Here is a 19,002-nt window from a genome sequence, read left to right as displayed (position 1 = left end):
GATTGGCTCGATAATTTCGATCATCACTGGCCCTATATTTACGATCACAGGTGGTTCCATTACACCGATCACTGACACACGTTGCTAAATATATAAACAATGGTTTCAATTACTGGAATAAAAAGGTAAATAAAGTGGCTATTTATGAGTTGAGCGATACGGGCATTAAACGTTTACAGAAAACAACCTTTGCTAGCCGTGGCATTCGTGAACGGCAGGATATTCAGCGATTGCTGAGAGATCAGATCGAAATTATTTCAGAGCAAACAATGGTGATTGCTGAGGAGTTCGGTGATTGGGATGCAAGCAGGAGGAGGATTGATTTGCTTTGCATCGACAAAGAGGCAAACTTGGTTGTTATTGAGTTGAAACGTACCGACGACGGCGGACATATGGAGCTTCAGGCTATTCGCTATAGCGCCATGATCTCGACCATGACCTTTGATCAAGTTGTTGAGGCGCATAATTCCTTCTTGGCTAATGTCGGATTGGAAGAGGATGCTCAACAAAGAGTCCTTGATTTCCTTGGCTGGGAAGAGCCGGATGAAGATTCCTTTGCTCAGGATGTTCGAATTGTACTTGCGTCTGCTGAGTTTTCTAAAGAGCTTACCAGTGCAGTGCTATGGCTTAACGACAAGGGAATTGATATTCGTTGTGTAAAGATGGACCCATTCTATGACGGACAACGAATCCTGTTAGACATTCAGCAGGTTATCCCTTTGCCTGAGACTGAACAGTTCCAAGTGCAGGTAAGGCAAAAGAAGCAGAAAGAGCAACAGTCTAGAACGTCCTCTAGGGACTTCTCAAAGTTCACGCTCTTTGTTGGAGGGCGCGATTATCGCGGCTTGAATAAACGAAACCTTATGCACAAAATAGTGAGTGAAATTATTCAAGGTGGAGCCAAGCCAGAGGAGTTTGCAGATATTATTAGTTGGCGCAAAGGAGATTTTTTCGTTTGCTTTGATGGTTCACTTGATGAAGAGACATTTGCAGAACAGCTTATGACGCTTGATACCGGGGGTAAGTTGCCAAAAACAAAGCGTTATTTCTGCAAACAGGATGAACTATTTCTAGTTGACGGAAAGACATATGCTATGACTAATCAATGGGGGATAAGAACGTTGGAGGCGGTGAATTTGCTTAGTGCAAAGTATCCTCAGCTTGAAATAGCTATTGAGAAAGAATAGTGAATCAAACCAAGAATTGCGGAAGCTGTTTGATAAACCTGCGGACCAGCCGGTAGCACGCTTTTTGTAACCCATAGTTGTCACTTGACAACTATGATCGTCTTCCCCATAATGGAGACAAGGATTGACTCGCTCATCACATCCGAAGAAGGAAATTGAAGCTGCGCTTAAATATGCGGAACAGGAGGGTTGGCGAGTCGAGGAGGGTGGTAGTCATGCCTGGGGCAAAATCTACTGTCCCTACAATGACGATGAATGCCGCTGTGGTGAGTTTTGTATCGCCAGTGTGTGGAGCACGCCGAGAAATCCCGGCAGTCATGCACGAGCGCTGCGCAGGGTGGTGGAGAAATGCTCCACTCACCAGCGCCGGAACGATACGGATTCAGGGGATTGAGCTATGGAATATGTTTTTACGCTGAAATACCAATTGACCGACCGCGACAGCGATTTGGACGCCCTCGTCGAACAACTGGGGGGCGCTGGTTGCGATGACGCCCTCGTCGGTGTGGGGCAGGCCGGTCGCTTGGCGCTGGAGTTCTCCCGCGAGGCAGAAAGCGCTGCGGAAGCTGTTCGCACCGCCCTGGTCGATGTCAAAGGCGCAATTCCTACCGCGCGCCTGATCGAGGCTTCTCCGGACCTTGTCGGACTGACAGACGTCGCTGATATTGTGGGAGTTTCTAGGCAGGCGATGCGCAAGCTCATGGTTACCCACCGGGAGACGTTCCCCATGCCGGTTCACGAGGGTAGTGCCTCGATCTGGCATCTGGCGGAGGTACTTGATTGGTTGAGGGCCAGAGGCGGCTACCATATTGATACTGGCGTATTGGAAATCGCAAAAGTGGCGTTGGAAGTGAACATTACCAAAGAGATAATCCGGCACCCGATGAGCAAACGGGGCAACGTGGAGTTGTTGACAGCATAGCCATATGGTTCCGGGCCGCCGGATTGGGATTCTTACGTTGTCGTCGACGGCAAGCTCGTTACCGGGCAAAATCCCGCTTCGTCAGAGGCCGCTGCCAGGCAGTTGCTTAAACTCCTTCAATAAAACATGAAAACATCCTCGGTCGAACAACGTATCGCCGATCTTTATAAGCAAGAATCCAGCAGGGTGCGGGCTACCCTGATTAGACTGTTGCACGGTAATTTCGATTTAGCCGAGGAAGCTCTGCAAGATGCGTTTGTTGCAGCGCTGTCGCAATGGCAGCGCGACGGTATTCCCAACAACCCGCGAGCCTGGTTGGTTTCGACAGGGCGTTTCAAGGTGATCGACCGAATCCGCAAGAATGCCCGTCTTGATGATCTGGCGCAGCTAGCGTATACGTTGGAAACCGAAACACAAGCTGATTCATTCGACGCGACTGACACCATTGAAGATGACCGTTTGCGGTTGATCTTTACCTGCTGCCATCCCAGCCTGGCCATGCAGGCTCGCGTGGCGCTAACACTGCGGGAAGTGTGTGGCTTAACCACTGAAGCTATCGCGGCTGCCTTTCTGGTGCCTGTACCCACATTGGCGCAACGCATTGTGCGAGCGAAAAATAAAATCCGTGACGCGGCAATACCCTATGAAGTGCCCGAGCAAGACGGCTTGCCCGCGCGACTGGAGGCGGTGTTGTCGGTGGTGTATTTGGTATTTAACGAGGGCTATACCGCCTCAAGCGGCACGCAGTTAATGCAACCTGATTTATCCACAGAGGCGATTCGATTGGGTCGATTGTTGTTAGGCTTATTGCCCGACCCCGAGGTGATGGGTCTGCTGGCTCTGATGCTGTTGCATGATGCCAGGAGGGAGAGTCGAACTAACGAAAACGGGGATCTGATTCCGTTGGATGAGCAAGATCGAACCCGTTGGAACCAAACTCAGATTAAAGAGGGCTGCAATTTAGTGGTGCAGGCGCTACGGGCGGGGTCAGCCGGCGAATATGCCTTGCAAGCGGCAATAGCCGCGGTACATGCAGAGGCGGCTGCCGCCGAAGACACCGATTGGATTCAAATAGTTTGCCTTTACGACGCTTTGCTTAAAGTTAACCCGTCTCCGGTAGTGGCCCTTAACCGCGCTGCCGCTGTTGCCATGCGTGATGGGCCGTTTGCAGGGCTAAAAGCCATTGATGAACTGGCGGATCATAAAGATTTGCAGGGCTACTATCTATTACATGCCGCCCGGGCCGATCTGTTTCGCCGACTGAGTCAGCCTGAAGAGGCGGCCCATTGTTATCAGCAAGCATTGGGGTTAACCCAGCAGGCACCGGAACGGCGATTTATACAACAACGTTTGGCAACACTTCAAAAACAGAAATAAAAATTCAAAAGCTGTCGATTTCCAGCCAGCATGAACGACTATGTGGTGAACCATCTGCTAAATGAGGAGGACTTACCATGAGTTATATCGACGGTTTTATTCTGGCGGTACCCAAAGCCAACAAAAACAAATTCATTCAGCATGCGAAAACCGCAGGCGAAGTCTTTATGGAATGGGGCGCAGTTCGTGTTCTTGAGTGTTGGGAAGACGATGTGCCTGACGGCAAAGTTACTGATTTTCGTCGCGCGGTGCAGGCCACAGGCGACGAGGCTGTGGTGTTTTCCTGGATAGAGTGGCCCGACAAGGCAACGCGCGATGCCGGCATGGAGAAAATGAAGACGAAAATGAAGAGTGATCCACGCCTGGACCCGCAAACCAACCCCATGCCTTTTGATGGTGTTCGGGTCGTCTTCGGCGGTTTTGCGCCCGTAGTGGCACTGGAAGCATAGGCCACCACTGATCAGCCTTCGAGGATAAGGGATAACCATTCAGGAGCATCCAAATGAAATATTTATGTTTGGTGTATTACAACGAAAAGACCATGCAGGAAAAGTCGCAGGAAGAGTGGGACGCTCTGAACCGTGAGTGTATGGCATGTGTGGCCGACTTAACCGACAGTGGTCATTTCCTGGACGGCGCGCCGTTGCTTTCAACCGAGACGGCCACAACATTGCGAGTGCGCGATGGTAAACCCCTCATTACCGACGGCCCCTTTGCCGAAACCAAAGAGCAATTGGCCGGGTTTTACATGCTGGAGGCCCGGGATATGAATGAAGCCATTCGATTGGCGGAAAAAATCCCCCCTGCGCGCTACGGCAGTGTGGAAATACGCCCGGTGCGCGAGTTAATGGCGCAAGAAAACAGCCGCTAATAACGGGTAAGAAAGCAGTTTTAGTGAATGAATCAGGGCGTTATCACGTAAACGCCACGAACTTAATATTTGGGAGAATTAAACATGTCTGAAGAAACCGGCACTGTTCGCCTGCATCGCGTATTGAAGGCCCCGGTTGAGCGCGTTTATAAAGCATTTACCGATAAAAAGGGCCTGGAATACTGGTTGCCGCCATACGGGTTTACAGGCACGATTCATGAAATGGATGTGCGTCTTGGCGGAGGATATCGCATGTCGTTCACCAACTTTGGTACGGGCGACAGCCACTCATTTACCGTTAATTTCGTTGAACTGGTGCCAAATGAACGCATTCTCCATACCGACCGTTTTGATGACGCCAATCTTCCTGGAGAAATGCAAGTCACGATTGACTTCAAACCGGTGTCATGCGGGACCGAGTTATGGATTGTTCAGGAAGGGATTCCTTCTGTCATTCCCATTGAGGCCTGCTATTTGGGGTGGCAGGAGTCTCTTGCCCAACTGGCTAAACTGGTTGAGCCGAACATTTCTGACTAAGAAGCAAGTGCAAACACCCCTAACCAGGGTTGTTATGAAAGAATCATGACCTCGGGTATATGGACGATATGCCATTGGAACTAAGCGATTTAGAATTTTTGCTTAAGTGAGTTGCGTCCGGAGGTCATGATGACCAGCGATATGCAGGGTAACGAAGTGACCAACGCCAACTGTGAATCGCTGGATGCATACGAACAGGCAATTGCGGCTTTTAATCTGTATCACGGAGATCCGATTGCGTTGCTTGATCGTGCCTTAGCCGTGTCGCCGGATTTTCCGATGGCCCATATCGCCAAAGCGCTCATGTTGGCGTTGTCATCAGAGCCTGCGGCATTCGAGCCGGCGACTAGTCAGTTATCCACGGCGCACAACCTGAAAAAGAACAGCCGGGAACGCTCCTTATTTGATGCGGCAAGGATGTTGTCTTCAGGACACTGGGTTAAAGCAGCGCAGACGCTTAATTTGCACAATATGTATTTTCCGCGAGATCTTTTGGCGTTGCAGACGGGCCATTTGTTGGATTTTTACTGCGCTGATTCGCGCAACATGCGTGAACGCATCGCTCGGGCGATGCCCCCTTTGGTCTGAGCAGATGCCAGGTTATTCGGTGGTGCTCGGCATGTATGCGTTTGGGCTTGAGGAAGATGGGCACTACGCGCAGGCGGAAGATACCGGTCGCAACGCGCTTACCCTGGAGCCTTTGGATTGTTGGGCGCATCATGCCGTGGCACTCGAAATGGTCGACGCTTCAGCGCTTTTGTGGCGCTTGCATCTTTGTAATGTTGATGTAGGTGATCGCTGGAAAGAATTGGCGCAAGTCTGGCGTAATCATGCCGATGGAAAAACCTATCCCTTTAACGATTGGCACGCGGCGATGGGATTTCTTGGTGCTGGGCTTGATTCTGAACTGAATGCGTTGGTTATGCGAATGCAGCAATCCGCAGCAGACTCTCCCTGCGCTGAGTGGATCGACCGTATTGGGCTACCGCTGGTGCAGGGTTGTACAGCGTTCTGGCATGGAAATGACGGAAAAGCGGTGGAACTTCTGCTACCTGTTCGCCACTTTTGTGGCGTTTTCGGAGGCAGCCATGCACAGCGAGATATTATCGACCTTACGCTGATCGAAGCGGCTAATCGTGGTGGGGCCCAAGATATTCACCAGTCATTGGTCAACGAGCGCCTGGCGCAGCGTCCTTATAGCCGGATGACCGCTGGGTTCTTAAGCCCAGGCCAAAGTAGCGCGTGATGAACTTAATTGAGGCGACTCCGAAAGGCGGGAATAACATGCTTTTCCAGCAACTGAACCTGGCGCCTTAAGTAGCGTGAACCGGGAGAAGGCGGCGTCGGATCCGATGTCATGACCACGGTCAGTTCTAACGAGGGAATGACATAAAGCAACTGCCCGCCGTAACCGCGCCCGTAATAACCCGGTTCACCCGCGAGCGGGCGCAGAAACCAGCCGTAACCGTAAGGGTGGTCGGTATAGGCGGAGCGGCCTCGGCCACGCCAGGACTCATCTACCCAACGTTCTGAAAACAGTTGTCGTTCCCCCACCTTCCCAGCGTTGCGGTAGAGCTCGCCAATACGCGCCAGCGCGCGTGGCGAAAGCATCATATTGTTGCCACCAAGGTAGATGCCTTGAGGGTCCTGGTCCCACGGCGGGAATGTAATGCCAAGAGGCTCACCTAGCCAGTCTCGCGCCAAATCCAGCGTTGTTTGACCTGTGCTTTCAGTGAGCGCAGCGGAGAGCAAATGGGTATTACCCGAAGAATAGAGCATGCGTCCGCCAGGTTCATCGACAAAGGGGCGGGTTAACACATAATCGACCCAATTATTACTTTTTACCCAATCGCCGTAATAGCCACCCGAGGTGCGCTGCAAGCCGGCCTGCATAGACAGTAAATTCCCCAGGGTGATGTGCTCGACCCCATTAGTTGCGGCATTTGGCACCTGATCTCCAAGCGTATCCACCACAGGCTGATCGACGCTTTCGAATACATCCTTTTCAATCGCGATGCCCATGAGCGCAGCCAGCACGGTTTTGGACAAGGACTTGATATTGACAGGCGTATCCAGGCCGGTACCGCTGAAGTCCATCGCCGCTACCTCACGGCCCTGGTGCATGATGACTAAAGCATGTAAACGCGACATTTGCGCCGCGTCATTGCTTATGTCTGCACGCCAGTCACGCTCGTTTGCTCCGCAAACAAGCGGGAATAGAAGAGTCAGCAGCAGGACACCGGTTCGGTTTGCGAGTGACGGCATAAGCTTGTGAGTCCTTTTAGGATTGAGACGTGGTCGCATGTTCAGTCGCGCAAAACAACGCTTGCCAAAAAATAACACGATCACTAGGTTACTCTAATGGTTGCCCCGGAATTTCATCATTAAACGCTGAACGTAGGTGAAAAGGGGGGTATCCTTTTTCCATCTGAATCAGGGGAATCATTTATGAATTCACCGCTCAACCGCCGCTCCAAAACGATCACCGAGGGCATATCCCGCAGCCCTAACCGTGCCATGCTGCGCGCCGTCGGGTTTACCGATGCTGATTTCAACAAGCCCATTGTGGGTGTGGCCAGCGGCCATTCAACGATGAATCCGTGTAACGCCGGCATTGGCCCATTGGCGGCGCGCGCGGAAGGCGCGCTTAAGGCGGCAGGCGCCATGCCGCAAACGTTCGGTTTCCCGACGGTTACCGACGGCATTGCCATGGGTACCGAGGGAATGAAGTATTCCCTGGTGTCGCGCGAAGTGATTGCCGATGCCATCGAAACCGCTACGCAGAGCCAGTTCATGGACGGTGTGTTGGTTGTCGGCGGCTGCGACAAAAATATGCCCGGCGCAATGATGGCCATGCTACGCATGAACATCCCCGCTATTTTCTGTTACGGCGGCACGATTAAACCGGGCGAATGGAAAGGCGTCCCACTCACCATCGTTTCGTCATTCGAGGCCGTCGGCGCTTATAGTGCCGGCACGATGAGCAAGGAAGATTATGACGGCATCGAGCGAAACGCTTGCCCAAGCTATGGATCCTGCGGTGGCATGTACACCGCCAATACCATGTCGGCCGCGATTGAAGCCATGGGCATGTCGATGCCTTCATCGTCAACCATGGCCAACCCCGATCCGGAAAAAGCGGATTCGGTCGCTGCATCGTCTGAAGCGTTGGTGGGTGCAATCAAGTCCGATCTGAAACCACGCGATATCGTTAACCGTAAGGCGCTCGAGAACGCCATCGCAGTGGTCATGGCGACCGGTGGGTCAACCAATGCAGTACTGCACTTGATGGCGATCGCCTCGGCAGCCGACGTACCGTTGAATATTGACGATTTCGAAAACATTCGCAAGAAGGTTCCGGTACTGTGTGATATGAAGCCTTCGGGGCGTTTTGTTGCGGTTGATTTGCACCGGGCCGGGGGTATCCCGCAGGTAATGAAAGTGCTACTGGCAAACGGGCTTTTGCATGGCGACTGCATAACCATGACGGGTCGTACTGTAGCCGAAAACCTTGCGCATCTTCCCGAGGTGCCGCCGCAAGATCAGGAAGTCATTCGGCCGTTTGATCAACCGCTGTATGCACAGGGGCACTTGGCTATTCTCAAGGGTAACCTCGCCGGCGAAGGTTGTGTGGCCAAGATTACAGGGCTGAAAAAGCCCAGCATTACGGGCCCGGCCCGGGTATTCAACTCGGAAGACGAGACGATGAAGGCGATTATGGCCGACCAGATTCGCCATGGAGACATTATCGTTATTCGCTATGAAGGCCCCAAGGGTGGCCCCGGCATGCGCGAGATGCTGAGCCCCACTTCTGCATTGATCGGCAAGGGTTTCACCGACAGCGTCGGCCTGATCACCGATGGGCGCTTTTCCGGCGGCACCTGGGGGATGGTGGTCGGCCATGTTGCACCGGAGGCTTATGTTGGCGGCACCATTGCGCTCATCGAGGAGGGGGATCTGATTACGATCGACGCAGACCGTTTGTTGCTTCACGTAGATGTTTCCGATGAAGAGCTTGCCCAACGCCGTGCCGCCTGGAAGCCGCCGACACCGCGCTACACGCGTGGCGTGTTGGGTAAATACGCCAAATTGGTCGGTACGGCCAGCCGTGGTGCGGTGACCGATACATAGTGATGTCGTATCGGCTATTTCCCCTTATTCTGGTGTTGCTTCTTGCTGCCTGCTCTACCCAGCCGTCCGTGTCAAACGCCCCGGTGATACTGCCTGACTCGTTTTCCGAGACTGGGCAACAACCTGTCTCCGATACATGGTGGAAGTCGTTTGATGATCAGAACCTGAATCAGCTCGTGCGCCGTGCACTGGACGAGAATTTGAGTCTTCAGGCTGCGTATCAACGTCTGCTTCAGGCGCGGGCCGTGGCCGAACGGCAAGAAGCAACGCTGTATCCGTCTGTTGATGCGAGTGGCGGCGCTGAGCGACAGGAAGGGCCCAATAACACCGACGTCAACCTATTTAGTGTCGGGCTTAGCGCTAGTTATGAGGTGGATCTGTGGGGCAGGGTGCAGTCCTTGGCTGACGCCGACCAGTTTCGTGCGTCGGCGACCCTGGCGGATTACCAGGCGGCGGCCATTACGCTGAGCGGGGAGATTGCCAACACGTGGTTTCAACTACTGGCGCAGCGGGCGCAAAGTGATTTGGCGCAGCGCCAGCTTGACACTAATCGTAATGTGCTGACCATCATCGAAACTCGTTTTGGCGTAGGCTTGAGTAGTAGTGCAGATGTTTTGCGTCAGCGTCAGCTGGTTGCGGCGTCGGTTGACCGTATTAACGAAACAAACGCACAGATCGGTGTCCTTGAAAATCAACTGGCTGTGCTGGTCGGGCAGTCGCCGGGCCGGGTTCAGTTACCTGACGGTGATGCCTTGCCGACACTCCCGGAGCTACCAAAAACCGGGATACCTGCCGAGCTTGTTCAGCGGCGCCCGGACCTGCAGCAGGCGTGGTGGTTGATTCAGGCCGCAGATCGGGAATTGGCCGCCGCGATTAGTAATCGTTTCCCCCGCTTTTCCATCGACGTATCACTGAGCTCTCAGTCGCGCGGCTCCGGCGACCTTTTTTATAACTGGCTGCTCGCCTTGGCCGGCAATCTGGTGATGCCGGTGGTGGATGGGGGAGAACGTCGAGCGGAGGTGCGGCGCTCGCAGGCGTTGCGCGAGGAACGGGTGCGAGAATATGGCCAGGCGGTTCTAACCGCCATTCAAGAGGTTGAAGACGCGCTGATCCGAGAGCAAGAACAACGCCGGCGCCTGGAAAATCTAGCAACGCGAATTCAATTAGCTGACGCGACCTACCGGCAGTTGCGTAACCGCTACCTGAATGGCGCCGTCAGTTATATCGAAGTGCTGGACGCTTTGCAGGAACAGCAAGACCTCAGGCGCACACAGCTGGCGACCCGTCAGCAGTCGCTCTCTAACCGGGTCGCGCTATATCGGGCGCTGGCGGGCAATATTGAAACCATAGAATAGCCATCCAACAATCAAAACGTTACCAATTCGGAGAATGACTCTTTATGAGCCAACCCGTCGATGAAAATGTTGTCCGTCCCGAGGCGCACAGGGCCGGCCCCGTAAAAACCGGCTTTATAACGTTGTTGATTCTGCTAACGGGTGTCGTCCTGATTTGGCTGATCTTCAAAACGGAGCCCTCTGCCACCCGCTCGGACACAGTCCGTGAAACCGCGATGCTGGTTGATGTTCAAACGCTTAGCCGCGCTGATTTCAGGCCGTCGATAGAGGTAATGGGTATGGTGACGCCTGCCCAGGAAATAACGTTGAGCTCAAGGGTAGGTGGCCAGGTCATCGAGCAAGCCGAAGTGTTTTCCCCCGGAAATCGGGTTGATGAAGGCCAGGTGTTGCTACGAATCGATCCGGCAGATTATCGCACTGTGCTTGATCAACGTCGCAGTGAACTTCAGCAGGCGCAAGCGAATTTGGCGCTTGAGGAGGGCCAGCAAGCTGTCGCTTTGCAGGAATTCCAGTTATTGGGCGAAGAGATAGAGCCCGGCAGTAAAGCACTGATGCTGCGCCAGCCGCAGATGGCACAGGCGAAGGCTGAAATAATGGCGGCCGAAGCGGCTGTCCGGAAGGCTGAGTTGGATCTGGGTCGAACCGATATCCGTGCGCCTTTCCCTGCTCGGGTGCTCAGCCGTGAGGTCACCGAAGGCTCCCAGGTGAGCCCCGGCCAAGCCCTCGGCCGGCTGGTGGGAACCCAACAATACTGGGTAGAAGCCACCGTTCCGCTTTCCAAGCTTCAGTGGCTGGACTTTAACGATGATCCCAATGCCCCGAAATCGCCGGTTACCTTACGCCATGATACGGTCTGGCCGGCTGGGGTAACACGTGAGGGGGAACTGCAGCAACTGGTGGGTGATCTGGATACCAATACCCGCATGGCCCGGGTCTTGATTACGGTGGAGGATCCGCTTGCTCTGGCGCAGTCCGCAGGCAAACCGCCGCTGATCCTCGGCACTCAAGTGCGGGTACATATAAAAGGGCGGCCGTTGGAAGGCGTGATACGCCTCGACCGAAATCTGGTGCGTCGTAATGACACGGTTTGGGTCATGGAGGACAACCGGCTATCCATACGCGATGTCGACATTGCCTTTCGTGATCAGGAATACGCTTACATTAGCGCCGGGCTTGCGGATGGCGATCAGGTCATTACCAATGATTTGGCTTCTGTAGTCAACGGAGCCCGATTAAGGTTGGAAGGTGAGCGCAATGAGTGACGAATCAGGCCGAAAGGGCTGGGTCGGCCCCATCGAGTGGATGGCCCGTAACTCTATTGCCGCCAACCTGATGATGATTCTGTTGCTGGTGGGCGGCTTCTGGATGGCTTTACAGGTACAAAAAGAGGTCTTTCCAGAGTTTCAGCTGGATATTGTCGAGGTCACGGTTAATTACCCTGGCGCCGCGCCCGAAGAAGTGGAGAAGGGTATTCTTTTGCCCGTCGAAGAGGCGGTGCAGGGTATTCAAAGCATTAAAGAGATGACCTCTACGGCCCGTGAGGATACCGGCACCATCCTATTGGAACTGGTTGCCGGCAGTAACCAGATGCAGGCCTTGCAAGACATTCAGCAAGCGGTTGACCGTGTGCGCACCTTCCCTGAGCAGGCCGAAGAGCCGCGGGTACAACTGGTCGTACCAACCCAGGACGTCATGGAACTGACGATATATGGCGATGTGGATATCTGGACGCTACGCCAGCTTGGCGAGCAAGTGCGCAACCGGTTGCTTTCTGAAGACGCCATCACGCAGGCGGTGATCGACGATGTGCCCGATTACATGACCAGCGTTGAGATCAGTCAGGAGACATTGCGCAAGTACGACCTGACCTTGTCCGATGTAGCCCGCCTGATCGAACAGTCCAGCCGCGACATTCCTGCAGGGTCCATGGCCACAGAGGAGGGCGATATTCTGCTAAGGCTTAAGGAGCGCAAACAGTGGGCTGACGCGTTTGAAGACATTGTGATCCTGAATGCGGACTCGGGGGGTACGGTTACGCTTGGCGATATCGCCACCGTTCGCGATGGTTTCGAGGAAGATGGATTTCATTCTCGGTTTAACGGCCAGTATTCGGTGGAGATTGAAATATTCCGCACTGGTGAGCAGTCGCCCCTGGAGATTGCCGATGCAGTTGAAAAGGTGATGGCCGAACTGTCTGTCACGCTACCGGACGGGGTTGATGTTCGCATAGACAGTAACCGGGCCAAGCAGTTTGAAGAGCGAATGAACATGCTGCTTGAAAATGGCGTGATGGCCATGATTATCGTGATGGTCATTCTTAGCCTGTTTCTTGAATATCGGCTGGCATTCTGGATCATGATGGGGATGACCATTTCCTTTGTTGGTAGTGTATTGTTCCTGCCGGCGATGGGGGTCAGTATTAATATGATTTCCATGTTCGGCTTTCTCATGGTGCTGGGTATTGTGGTTGACGACGCGATCGTCGTGGGAGAGAACATCTACGAGTACCGTGAGAAGGGTATGAGTTTCATGGAGGCCGCCATTAAAGGCGCGCGCGATATTGCCGGCCCGGTGACCTTCAGCATTCTTACCAATATTGTTGCCTTCCTGCCGTTGCTGTTCATACCCGGTACCACCGGCAAGTTCTGGTGGCCGTTGGGTGTGGTGGTGATACTGGTGCTGGCGATTTCCCTGGTGGAGGCGTTGTTTATTCTGCCCGCGCATCTGGCCCGCAGCGGACGCGGCAGCGTTACTGTTTATGGTCGCGGGATGCATCGTGTACAGCGTGCGTTTTCCCAGGGGTTCGAAGCGGTGGTGAACCGGGTTTACCGGCCACTGTTGGATATGGCGCTACGGTTTCGTTATTTCACGCTTAGCGCTGCCTTTACCATTATGGTCGTCTCGGGCGCCTATGCCACCAGCGACCATATGGGCATGATTATGATGCCGGAGGCGCCGGCCGATGAAATCGAAGCGGCGGTTCGACTGCCGGTTGGCACCACGGCCCGTCAAGCCGGCGAGCTGGCCATGGCAATAACTGAAGACACGCAACGTCTGTTCGAAGCGAATAATCTAAGTCGCAACGTCGAAGGCATCAAGACGAATGTGCGTGGTGGACAGCAGTTTATCGACGTTGAGCTGGTGTTGCGCCCGGAGGAAGAGCGTGACATGACGGTCAACGAGATCATTGCCCTGTGGCGCGACGAATTGGGTGATTTTAAAGGCGTGGATCAGATTACCTTCGAGGCCGAGCAAGGTCCGGGCAGTTGGCGTGATGACATCAGCGTCGACCTGAGCCATACCGACATCGATATCCTTGCCCAGGCCAGCCAACGGTTTGTCGACGAGCTGGAACAGATAAGCCAGACCCGCAATGTCAACGACAATTACAGTCCCGGCAAACCGCAGTTCGATATTAGTCTTACAGCAGAAGGCCGGGCGCTGGGCCTTACAGGCGCCGACATCGGCTGGCAACTGCGGGATGCGTTTTACGGCAGTATTGCGCTACGCCAGTTGCGAGGGATTAATGAAAATGAAATTCGGGTACGGTTGCCGGAATTTCAGCGTCAGGACCTTTATTACTTGAACAATCTGGTGATTCGCACGCCTTCGGGTCAGGAGGTCCCGTTACTTGATGTGGCAGAGATCACAGTTAGCACCTCTTTTCGCTCGATCGATCGTCGGGATGGTCGCCGGATCATCACCGTCGGTACGGATGTCGAGCCCAAGCCGGCAGTCGGTCAGGTGCTGGAATTGGTACAAACTGAAATATTGCCGCAACTACGCGCGGATTTCCCAGGGCTGACCTGGAGCTTTCAGGGAAGCCAGGCCGATCTCAGAGAATCCACTGCGGCGCTTTGGGGCGGCTTCGGACTGGCCATGATCGCTATTTTTGCATTGCTGGCAGTCGCTTTCGGCAGCTATCTACAACCTTTGGTAGTGATACTGGCGATACCCTTCGGTGCTGTGGGGGCAATTATCGGCCACATGATTCTGGGAATGGAGCTTTCACTGGTAAGCATCATGGGCATTGTGGCATTGTCTGGTGTCGTGGTGAATGACTCGCTTATCATGGTGTCGTATGCTAATCGACAGCAAGGCGCGGGCTTGGGCCCGGCTCAGGCGATCTACGAAGCGGGGCTGCGTCGCTTCCGACCTATCGTCCTGACGACATTGACTACCTTTGGGGGTCTTGCGCCCATTATTGCTGAAACTTCGCTCCAGGCAACCTATATTATTCCTATGGCAGTGTCACTGGGGTTTGGTATTGTGTTTGCCACCGCTTTGATTCTGTTTCTGGTGCCTTGTTTGTACTTGGTTCTGGAAGATATTAAGGCGTTTTAAAGCCCTTGCGCACCACGGCGCAACCAATCATGCACAAAAGTAAGTTTATTGCGTGCGGTGGTTGACAGTACAAACGGATAAAGATCCGACAAGCCCATTGAGCGGTTAACGTGATTGACGCCTACCGTCAGCGATGCGGCGATATGTATCAGGCGGTTGGTATCCGGTTCTGCGTAGGGGTCCCAGCCTCCAGTTGGTAATTCCGGGGACGACAACCCGGCCGCGACGAAGCTGTCGGTAATATCAGTCAGGTGTAATAAATGCGCTGTCGTCTCGGCCCAGTCTTCATGCGGATGCGAGGTCGCGTACGAGGTTAGAAAGTGCTGGGTCCAGTCGGACGGTGGGCCTTCGTTGTAATAGCGTTGAAGCGCGGCGGTGTAATTGGCGCGTTCGTCGCCAAACATCGCACGAAAAGCCTCAAGAAAATCGTCGCGCAAACTTAACCGCCACCAAAGCATGTGTGCGATCTCGTGGCGCATGTGACCAATCATGGTCCGGTAGGGTTCTGCAAGGGTTTGGCGGCGCGTGATGCCCACTACGGGATCGGCTTCGGCGACGCTTATGGTCACGACACCGTCACCGTGGCCCATCAGCACAGGAATATTGCCTTCAGCGAGCATGTGGAAAACGGGTCGTGTACCAGGGTCTTCGGGTCGGAACCAATGCCATCGGCCCAGGTTATCGAGTACCCAGCGCTTGGCCGCTTCGGTGAGCGCCCAGTTGAAAATAGCGTCAGGAATGTTTGGGTCGGGCGTCAGCGTCGTCATGGCACATGATCGACAAAGGGCGCCTTGTTTCGGCGCAATCCAGTTGCAGTTAATCCGCTCGCGGTTTGCACAAAAAGGGGGCATTGGTAGAAATGCACGTGCTTGCGGGTCGTAGGCAACTGGGGTGCCGTCGGCAGTGGTCAGGTTATCAAACCAAAGTGAGCCCGGACCGACTGGATTGGAAAATACACGCATGTGACACAGCCTCCAAATGAGTACCAGCATACCTACTTTTCAAGCTGTCGTGCGGCAGTCAGGATTTGGGCGTAAAACTGGTGTACATGTTCACTGAAACATTTGATGCTGTAATTCGAGGCCGTTAGCTTTGCATTTTCTGACAGTTGCTTGTGCAAAGGCTCGTTGTCTAAAATTTGTTTAATCCGTTCACACCATTGTTGCTTGCTTGGCGGCGTTTTAAAACCGTTTACGCCGTTCTCAACAATATCGTCAATACCACTTGAACGCACGGCAACAACCGGCATGCCCGACGCCATCGCCTCCAATATGACCATGCCCTGGGTTTCTGAGCGCGAAGCGAATAAGAACAAGTCGCCTGCCCGGCAATACTCCGGAACGCGCTCGGGCGGTACAGACCCCAGTAGAGAAATCGAACTACGCAGCCCCAGCTGGTTAATTTTTCCCTGAATGCGGTTCCTTTCAGGGCCATCGCCAAGAATTAATAGTTTGAACGGTGGCAACTTACTTTCTTTTAATAACGCAATGGCATCCAGCAAAAAGTCGATATTCTTTTCCCTTCCCAGCCTGGAAATGCTGATTAGAATACGTTCGCCATTTGGCGCGTGCTCCTGGCGCAACAGATTAATGCGATCTTCGGCGACGGCATCGAATTTTTGCAAATCGATACCGGTGGGTTGAACCAGAACACGTCGTTTTACGCCAATGGTACGCAGATACTCTTCGGCCGATTCGGTTGGGACGATGACGCCGTCACATCGATTTGCGAAACGACGTACGATTGCATGCGACGCCAGGTTCCGAAACAAAGCGCTTGGCAGGGGAACATAGTGGGCATAATGCTCCAACCGGGTGTGGTAGGTGTAGATAACCGGAATATTCAAACGCCGGCCAATAAAGAGCCCTACGCTGCCAAGCCAGAATGGATGATGCACATGAATGATGTTTGGTTTAAAACGCAAAACCTGTTTATACAGTGCGGGTGAGAATATATTTGCCAAACGAAAGCTTTTGCCTTTTCCGAAAGGAATGAGGGTACGCACACGCAATATTCCATGCTTTGTTTTGTTGGCTGTGGGATACGCCGGTGCAACAACAAGTACTTTGTGCCGCTGCTGTAGTAGGCCTTGACGCAGTCGTTCTATGGAAATGGGCACGCCGCCGATGAACGGCAAATAATTATTGGTAAACATGGCAATGCGCAGTCGGGCGTTTTTCAGCGCGTCCGGGTCCATGTCAAAATTGGGGTAGTAGTCTTGTTCCGTAAAGATTCGATTGCGTAACCAAATGGCAATTGCAACGACAATGGTTACCAACAGAATAAAGTTGAGATAACCGACATAAAACAGGGAGTGAACAAAAAACCAGAAGCTTTCCAGGGTACGCCAAAACGGCGGCTGCGCAATGTTGAGCTGCCGTTGTTCAATCGTGATTTGGTCGCCCTCAACATCCACCGAAACAAAATGATGATGGCTCCGGTCATTATCAATGATTAACCCGCCGGCGCCACCAGTAATAATGTAATGCGTGCCATTATGGGTTTGGCGGTCGAACTGGGGTAAATTGGTGGAAAAGACGGCGTCGACACCGAACTGCTCAATAAGCGCGGCAATACGTGTACGTTCTTCGTCATCGGCAAGCAAATACTCATCGGTCAGGCCGAATAAACCCGCCTTGTCGACCGGATAGAACGGGTGGGCGCTGAACACAAAGCTGTTCGGCTCTTGCGTGCTGTTTAATTCCTTGTTTAACCAGCGGCGTTGCCAGCCAAAATCGGTGGTACCGGTGCTGTCCAGAAAAATAAAGCGGCTATTCCCTGCTTTAAAGCTGAAGTGGTAGGGGCCAAAGTGATCGTAAAAGCGAAATCCGCCGATCCGGCTTTCCTCTTGCGGACCGAAGGCCAGCAAATAGGGCATATTCAAGCGCGATAACGTGCGATAAATGGCACGGTATTTGTCTTCGCCGCCATTTGATACGGCATTGCCCGCGGACACAACGAAGTCGTACTTCTCTTTATTTAGCAAGGGAATAATTTTACGTTCGAAAATACCAACCGAGTTGTTGATATTGCCCAGAACGGCAAAACGGTACGATTCACGATCTTTCAGGGTGCTTTCTATTTTTTCAATTTGAATAGTGTGTTCGGCTGTGAAGTCTTTTTCGAAGAAATTGAGGTAGATTTGATACGCCACGAGCGCAATCGCCAGCATGACGCTGAACCAGTACAACCAATGAAGTGTTCTTCTATCCATGGCTTTAACCTTTGCGACCCAGGGCATATAACGTAATGGGTACGCCAATTAACATGCCCAGGTGAACGGTAAGAAACCGCCAGCCCAACACCAGAATCAGTAACTCGCCCGACCCAGCCAGCGTGGAGAACAATATTGCAAATACACCCTCGGCAATGCCGGCGGCCCCAGGTGTAGGGGCAAAATACATGATAAACGTGTTAACAAGCATCAGCGCCAGAATCAACGGGTAGTCGACTGGATATCCCAGGCCCCACATGAGTAAAGCCGGGAAGGAAAAAAGAGAAACCAGAAATGTAGCCGTTGATATCAGTGCCGCCAATCGATCGGTGCGACCGGCTTTAAAAAAGGCCCGAAAACTGTAATCAAAACGAATTATTTCCCGTCTTAGACGAAACCGCCACCGATGCTCACGAGCTGGGTTAATTAAATGAGTTCGCCGTAAAATTGCCAGTATTGTGGCGCCGGCATGCATAAACCAGCGCAAACGCAAGAGCACGACAAAAAAGAAGGCGACATAAAGCGCGGCGAACAGCCCCATCCAGGGGCCCCAGGTGCTGATTGCCGGGTTATCGACAAGGTGGTCGATGCCGACCATGAGAAAAGGTGCCGGCAGGAAAATCATTAAGCTGGCCAGCAGCGTGCGTAATGTCGTTGCCGCCGTTGCGGCACCGATATGTATTCCGCGCCGATGTAAAAACCAAACCTGTACGACACCCCCGCCGGTCGCCATGGGCGTAATATTGGAAAACAGTATATTAATGAACACCAAAGGGAACATGGTGCGCAAATGCTGATGTTGGCCAAGGGCGCGCAAGGTGAACCACAACCTGAGCGCGTCACTTAAATAATAGACTGCCAGCAGCGCCAAGGCGGAGAAAATTATCCATGGGTTGAGCAGGGCATTCCAAAGCTGGTCGGCCTTGCCGTTTAATTCCTGTTGAATAGTAAGGGGCACCAGCGCGCTGAGCACGACAAACAGCACTGCAAAGCCGGCTACTTTTAATCGGTTGAAAGGTAACGTAATCACGCGAATGCTCATCCTTCCCAGCCTGACACCCTAA

17 protein-coding genes and 1 pseudogene are annotated in these 19,002 nt (G+C 53.2%); 14 read left to right on the top strand and 4 right to left on the bottom strand.

What is annotated here, in order from left to right; genetic code table 11:
• Nucleotides 1–134: 134 nt before the first annotated feature.
• The 10 genes and pseudogenes from CJO09_RS13100 to CJO09_RS13055 all read left to right on the top strand — a co-directional run bounded on the left by CJO09_RS13100 (nt 135) and on the right by CJO09_RS13055 (nt 6,140).
• A complete protein-coding gene (locus CJO09_RS13100) occupies nt 135–1,187 on the top strand; it encodes a PDDEXK family nuclease (RefSeq protein WP_119442733.1) in 1,053 nt (350 codons plus the stop codon).
• A 124-nt stretch (nt 1,188–1,311) separates the two neighbouring features.
• Nucleotides 1,312–1,581: a hypothetical protein gene (locus tag CJO09_RS15810; RefSeq protein ID WP_119442732.1), complete on the top strand. Its 270-nt coding sequence runs from the start codon at nt 1,312–1,314 to the stop codon at nt 1,579–1,581.
• Nucleotides 1,582–1,584: 3 nt separating this feature from the next.
• Nucleotides 1,585–2,109, top strand: a complete 525-nt coding sequence (locus tag CJO09_RS13090; RefSeq protein WP_119442731.1) for a helix-turn-helix transcriptional regulator — start codon at nt 1,585–1,587, stop codon at nt 2,107–2,109.
• 21 nt (nt 2,110–2,130) lie between these two features.
• Nucleotides 2,131–2,232 (top strand): annotated as a pseudogene (locus CJO09_RS15805) (type 1 glutamine amidotransferase domain-containing protein); the annotation flags it as partial.
• Between the two features lie 3 nt (nt 2,233–2,235).
• A complete protein-coding gene (locus tag CJO09_RS13080) occupies nt 2,236–3,486 on the top strand; it encodes an RNA polymerase sigma factor (RefSeq protein WP_119442730.1) in 1,251 nt (416 codons plus the stop codon).
• A 77-nt stretch (nt 3,487–3,563) separates the two neighbouring features.
• Entirely contained in the window at nt 3,564–3,935 is a 372-nt protein-coding gene (locus tag CJO09_RS13075) for a DUF1428 domain-containing protein (RefSeq protein WP_119442729.1), read from the top strand.
• Between the two features lie 53 nt (nt 3,936–3,988).
• A complete protein-coding gene (locus tag CJO09_RS13070) occupies nt 3,989–4,357 on the top strand; it encodes a YciI family protein (RefSeq protein ID WP_119442728.1) in 369 nt (122 codons plus the stop codon).
• A gap of 84 nt (nt 4,358–4,441) precedes the next feature.
• On the top strand, nt 4,442–4,894 hold the full coding sequence (locus tag CJO09_RS13065) for an SRPBCC family protein (RefSeq protein WP_119442727.1): 453 nt from the start codon (nt 4,442–4,444) through the stop codon (nt 4,892–4,894).
• 126 nt (nt 4,895–5,020) lie between these two features.
• Nucleotides 5,021–5,482, top strand: a complete 462-nt coding sequence (locus CJO09_RS13060) for a tetratricopeptide repeat protein (protein WP_147404928.1) — start codon at nt 5,021–5,023, stop codon at nt 5,480–5,482.
• A 4-nt stretch (nt 5,483–5,486) separates the two neighbouring features.
• Nucleotides 5,487–6,140 (top strand): tetratricopeptide repeat protein, encoded by a 654-nt coding sequence (locus CJO09_RS13055; RefSeq protein WP_119442725.1) that lies wholly within the window; start codon nt 5,487–5,489, stop codon nt 6,138–6,140.
• A gap of 5 nt (nt 6,141–6,145) precedes the next feature.
• Here CJO09_RS13055 and CJO09_RS13050 read toward each other — a convergent pair whose 3' ends face one another.
• Nucleotides 6,146–7,159, bottom strand: a complete 1,014-nt coding sequence (locus tag CJO09_RS13050; RefSeq protein WP_119442724.1) for a serine hydrolase domain-containing protein — start codon at nt 7,157–7,159, stop codon at nt 6,146–6,148.
• Nucleotides 7,160–7,342: 183 nt separating this feature from the next.
• Between CJO09_RS13050 and ilvD the strand changes: the two genes are divergently transcribed.
• Genes ilvD through CJO09_RS13030 form a run of 4 tightly spaced genes read left to right on the top strand, consistent with a single transcriptional unit; the run spans nt 7,343 to nt 14,724 of the window.
• Nucleotides 7,343–9,025, top strand: a complete 1,683-nt coding sequence (gene ilvD, locus CJO09_RS13045) for a dihydroxy-acid dehydratase (protein ID WP_119442723.1) — start codon at nt 7,343–7,345, stop codon at nt 9,023–9,025.
• Between the two features lie 2 nt (nt 9,026–9,027).
• Nucleotides 9,028–10,380 (top strand): efflux transporter outer membrane subunit, encoded by a 1,353-nt coding sequence (locus CJO09_RS13040; protein WP_119442722.1) that lies wholly within the window; start codon nt 9,028–9,030, stop codon nt 10,378–10,380.
• A 44-nt stretch (nt 10,381–10,424) separates the two neighbouring features.
• Complete coding sequence (locus tag CJO09_RS13035) at nt 10,425–11,642, top strand: efflux RND transporter periplasmic adaptor subunit (RefSeq protein ID WP_119442721.1); 1,218 nt, start codon at nt 10,425–10,427, stop codon at nt 11,640–11,642.
• Nucleotides 11,635–14,724, top strand: a complete 3,090-nt coding sequence (locus CJO09_RS13030; protein ID WP_119442720.1) for an efflux RND transporter permease subunit — start codon at nt 11,635–11,637, stop codon at nt 14,722–14,724. Before CJO09_RS13035 ends, CJO09_RS13030 begins: the two co-directional genes overlap by 8 nt.
• On the opposite strand, the gene CJO09_RS13025 is transcribed toward CJO09_RS13030, so the two are convergent.
• Genes CJO09_RS13025 through CJO09_RS13015 form a run of 3 tightly spaced genes read right to left on the bottom strand, consistent with a single transcriptional unit; the run spans nt 14,721 to nt 18,980 of the window.
• Nucleotides 14,721–15,686, bottom strand: a complete 966-nt coding sequence (locus CJO09_RS13025) for a zinc-binding metallopeptidase family protein (protein WP_119442719.1) — start codon at nt 15,684–15,686, stop codon at nt 14,721–14,723. The genes CJO09_RS13030 and CJO09_RS13025 overlap by 4 nt on opposite strands.
• 32 nt (nt 15,687–15,718) lie before the next feature.
• Nucleotides 15,719–17,938, bottom strand: coding sequence for a glycosyltransferase (locus CJO09_RS13020; protein WP_119442756.1), 2,220 nt, complete (start codon nt 17,936–17,938; stop codon nt 15,719–15,721).
• 4 nt (nt 17,939–17,942) lie between these two features.
• Nucleotides 17,943–18,980, bottom strand: a complete 1,038-nt coding sequence (locus CJO09_RS13015) for a lysylphosphatidylglycerol synthase transmembrane domain-containing protein (RefSeq protein WP_119442718.1) — start codon at nt 18,978–18,980, stop codon at nt 17,943–17,945.
• Between the last annotated feature and the right edge of the window lie 22 nt (nt 18,981–19,002).

Source organism: Neopusillimonas maritima, assembly GCF_003576595.1.
In the GTDB taxonomy this organism is placed as follows: Bacteria; Pseudomonadota; Gammaproteobacteria; order Burkholderiales; family Burkholderiaceae_B; genus Neopusillimonas; species Neopusillimonas maritima.
This window is presented reverse-complemented; position numbering and strand designations above follow the sequence as displayed.